Genomic DNA, 4287 nt, shown 5'->3' with positions numbered 1-4287 from the left:
CCCGGCAGAAAATGGCTCGATTGGGCGCTGATGCTGCCGTTCGCCATTCCCGCCTATGTGCTGGCGTTCGTTTTCGTCGGCCTGCTGGACTTCGCCGGCCCCGTGCAAACCCTCATGCGCGAAGGGTTCGGCACCGGCCTCAGATTGCCTCGTGTGCGCTCCACCGGCGGTGTGATTATTGTTCTGGTGCTGGTCTTTTATCCCTATGTTTATCTGCTGGCCCGCAGCGCATTTCTCGCTCAGGGCAAAGGTCTGATGGAAGCCGCGCGGGTCCTCGGCCAGTCCCCATGGCAAGCGTTCTGGCGGGTGGCACTGCCCATGGCCCGTCCGGCGATTGGTGCCGGTGTGGCGCTGGCGCTGATGGAGACGTTGGCGGACTTCGGCGCGGTTTCGGTATTCAATTTCGACACCTTCACAACCGCCATCTACAAAACCTGGTACGGATTCTTCAGCCTCTCTACCGCCGCGCAACTGGCCAGTCTCTTGTTGCTGGTGGTGATGCTCGTGCTTTATGGGGAACGTCGCGCGCGTGGCGCGAATCGGGCGAGCAATGAACGGCCACGGGTGAAAGCGTTGTATCACCTGCGAGGCATCAAGGCGCTGGCGGCGACGGGCTGGTGCGCTCTGGTGTTTGCCTGTGCGTTCGTGATTCCAGTGCTGCAACTGGTTGTATGGTTCTGGCAGCGCGGGCGTTTTGATCTGGATGAGCGTTACACCGGCCTGATCGTCCACACGTTGTACCTGGGTGGCATGGCGGCGCTGATCACCATCAGCGTCGCGTTGATATTGGCATTTGCCCGCCGGCTGGCGCCCACGCGAGCGATCCGCTCCGGTGTCAGCCTGGCCAACCTCGGTTACGCCCTGCCGGGCTCGGTGCTGGCGGTGTCAATCATGCTGGCGTTCAGTTACCTGGATCGTGAGCTGGTCATTCCACTGTCTGGCTGGTTAGGCGGGGCTGGCAAACCGTTGCTCCTGGGCAGTCTCTCGGCTTTGTTACTGGCCTATCTTGTGCGGTTCATCGCCGTGGCTTACGGGCCGCTGGAAAACAGCCTGGCGCGAATACGGCCTTCTTTGCCCGAAGCAGCCCGCAGCCTGGGCGTCAGTGGGCCACGACTGTTTTTCAAAGTGTATCTGCCGTTATTGCTACCCGGGACCCTCAGCGCTGCGTTGCTGGTGTTCGTCGACGTGCTCAAGGAAATGCCGGCGACCCTGCTCATGCGCCCGTTTGGCTGGGACACGCTGGCCGTGCGCATCTTTGAAATGACCAGCGAAGGCGAATGGGCGAGGGCATCGCTACCGGCACTGACTCTGGTCCTGGTTGGCTTATTACCGGTCATCGGATTGATCAGACGTTCCGCGCATCGAAACAGCTAGGTGCCAGTCCTACACCTTGAGGCTACAATGCGCGGCATTCGGTGCGGTCCGTCCTACAGACCCGGTAGCTGAAATCTGCTAGGAACCCTCTATTGCGGGGGTTCTGGCAGGTATGCACCGGTCCGCACCCTCGCCACGCCCGGAAGGAGAAACCCATGGGACAGCGTACGCCTCTGTACGACCTGCATCTCGCCCTCGGCGCGAAGATGGTCGATTTTGGCGGTTGGGATATGCCTCTGCATTACGGTTCACAGGTCGAGGAACACCATCAGGTGCGCCGCGATTGTGGGGTCTTCGATGTATCCCACATGACCGTGATCGATGTCGCCGGGCCTCAGGCCAAGGCGTGGCTCCAGCATTTGCTGGCCAATGACGTCGAGCGCCTGCACAGTCCCGGCCGAGCGTTGTACAGCACCATGCTCAACGAGCGTGGCGGTATTGTCGACGACATGATCGTCTACCGTCTCGAGGATGGTTATCGGCTGGTGGTCAATGCCTCCACCCGCAATCAGGACATGGCGTGGTTGCAAGCGCATCTGGGTGGCTTTGATGTCCATCTCAGCGAGCGTGCCGAACTGGCGATGCTGGCCATTCAAGGCCCCCATGCGCGGCACAAGATCGCCGAACTGGTGACCCGGTCGCGTGGCAATCTGATCCAGATGCTCAAGCCCTTCGAAGGGCAGCCCGACGGCGACTGGTTTATCGCGCGCACCGGGTACACCGGCGAAGACGGGCTCGAAATCATTCTGCCGGCCAACCAGGCCCCGGGGTTCTTCAACGATCTGGTGGGCGCAGGCATCTCGCCGATCGGCCTCGGCGCGCGCGATACGCTGCGAGTCGAAGCCGGTATGAACCTTTACGGTCAGGACATCCATCAAGATGTTTCGCCGCTGGCGTCCAACATGGCCTGGAGCATCGCCTGGGAACCTGCCAACCGCGAGTTCATCGGTCGGGCGGCCCTGGAAGCCGAACGGACCGACGGTATTCAACACAAACTGGTCGGTCTGGTCCTTGAGGAACGCGGGGTTTTACGCGCTCATCAGGTGGTCCGGATCGCCAATGTTGGCGAAGGGGAGATCACCAGTGGTAGTTTCTCTCCTACGCTTAGCAAGTCGATCGCACTGGCGCGCGTGCCGATGGCAACTGCCGACCGCGCCGAAGTGGAAATCCGTGGCAAGTGGTACCCGGTACGAGTGGTCAAGCCGACCTTCGTTCGCCATGGCAAAACCTTGATCTAACCTTTTCCGGCGGGCCTGACCGCTGACAATTCTCTTGAGGACACAGAACATGAGCGATATCCCTGCCGACCTGCGTTTTGCCGAAAGTCACGAGTGGGCGCGCCTAGAAGCCGACGGCACCGTCACCGTGGGCATCAGCGATCACGCTCAGGAAGCCCTGGGTGACGTGGTGTTTGTCGAGCTGACTGAAGTTGGAAAAGTCTTCGCAGCGGGCGATCAATCCGGTGTGGTCGAGTCGGTCAAGGCTGCCTCCGATATCTATTCGCCAGTTAGCGGCGAAGTGATTGCGATCAATGAAGACTTGAGCAGTGAACCAGAAAAACTCAACTCGGAGCCGTACGGCGCTTGGATCTTCAAGCTGAAACCAAGCAACACCGCAGAGCTGGACAAGCTGCTTGATGCTGCTGGCTATAAGGCCGCCATCGGCGAGTAAGCCCCGAGCGTCATCCCAAAGCCCCGACCAGTCGGGGCTTTTTTTTCGCCTCGCAGATCAGGATCAAGATCAAAAGATCGCAGCCTCGTTGCACTCGACAGCTCCTACGGGGGATTGGATTTCGATGGTCCGCATCGCAATAGCTGGACGCCCGTTAAGCCCAATGTAGGAGCTGTCGAGTGCAACGAGGCTGCGATCTTCTGCTGCTCAAGGGCACCATGACATCGGCTGCTATGCTGGTTTGACCGTGTTGCATCGACGCTGAGCGCCAGCCAAGAGAGAGCCCGTCATGTCCCCAATGCCGTCCTTGAGTCAGTTACGCGACCCCAACGCCTTTCTCCGTCGTCACTTGGGGCCCGATGACGCCGAGCAGCAGGCGATGCTCGACAGTCTGGGGCTTGGCAGTCGGGTCGAGCTGATCGAGCAGACAGTGCCGCCGGGCATTCGCCTCAACCGAGCACTTGACCTGCCGCCAGCGCTCGATGAGCAGGCCGCCCTGAACAAGCTTCGCGACTACGCCGAGCAGAATCAGGTATGGACCAGCCTCATCGGCATGGGCTACCACGGCACCCTCACGCCGACCGTCATCCTGCGCAATGTTCTCGAAAACCCTGGTTGGTACACCGCGTACACGCCTTATCAGCCCGAGATTGCCCAAGGCCGGCTCGAGGCCTTGCTGAACTTCCAGCAAATGACCATCGACCTCACCGGCCTCGAACTGGCCAACGCCTCGCTGCTGGACGAAGCCACCGCTGCGGCGGAAGCCATGGCGCTGGCCCGGCGCGTCGCGAGGTCGAAAAGCAATCTGTTCTTCGTCGATGAAAACTGTCATCCGCAGACGATCTCCGTGGTGCAGACCCGGGCAGAAGGTTTCGGCTTTGAGCTGATCATCGACGCTGTGGATAACTTGCAGCAGCATGCGGTGTTCGGCGCGCTGCTGCAGTATCCGGACACCCATGGCGAGATCCGTGATCTGCGTCCTTTTATCGATCATCTACACGCACAGCAAGCCCTGGCTTGCGTCGCCACCGATCTGCTGAGCTTGTTGCTGCTGATCCCGCCGGGAGAATTGGGCGCCGACGTGGTGTTCGGCTCGTCCCAGCGCTTTGGTGTGCCGATGGGTTACGGCGGGCCGCATGCGGCTTTTTTTGCCAGTCGCGAGGAATACAAACGGGCGATTCCGGGGCGAATCATTGGCGTCTCGAAGGATACGCGCGGCAACACTGCGTTGCGCATGGCCCT

The 4287-nt window shown here is 60.6% G+C and carries 3 protein-coding genes and 1 pseudogene; all 4 read left to right on the top strand.

Annotation, left to right across the window (positions count from 1 at the left end; all coding sequences use genetic code 11):
• The coding region (locus DU29_RS0128300; protein WP_028624722.1) for an ABC transporter permease at positions 1-1374 on the top strand (1374 nt) is incomplete at its 5' end.
• Positions 1375-1529: 155 nt separating this feature from the next.
• Complete coding sequence (gene gcvT, locus DU29_RS0128295) at positions 1530-2612, top strand: glycine cleavage system aminomethyltransferase GcvT (RefSeq protein ID WP_028624721.1); 1083 nt, start codon at positions 1530-1532, stop codon at positions 2610-2612.
• A 49-nt stretch (positions 2613-2661) separates the two neighbouring features.
• Positions 2662-3045: a glycine cleavage system protein GcvH gene (gene gcvH, locus DU29_RS0128290; protein ID WP_028624720.1), complete on the top strand. Its 384-nt coding sequence runs from the start codon at positions 2662-2664 to the stop codon at positions 3043-3045.
• 289 nt (positions 3046-3334) lie between these two features.
• Positions 3335-4287, top strand: a pseudogene (locus DU29_RS01000000130645) (glycine dehydrogenase (aminomethyl-transferring)); the annotation flags it as partial.

Source organism: Pseudomonas sp. Ant30-3 (assembly GCF_000690905.1).
Classification (GTDB): domain Bacteria; phylum Pseudomonadota; class Gammaproteobacteria; order Pseudomonadales; family Pseudomonadaceae; genus Aquipseudomonas.
This window is presented reverse-complemented; position numbering and strand designations above follow the sequence as displayed.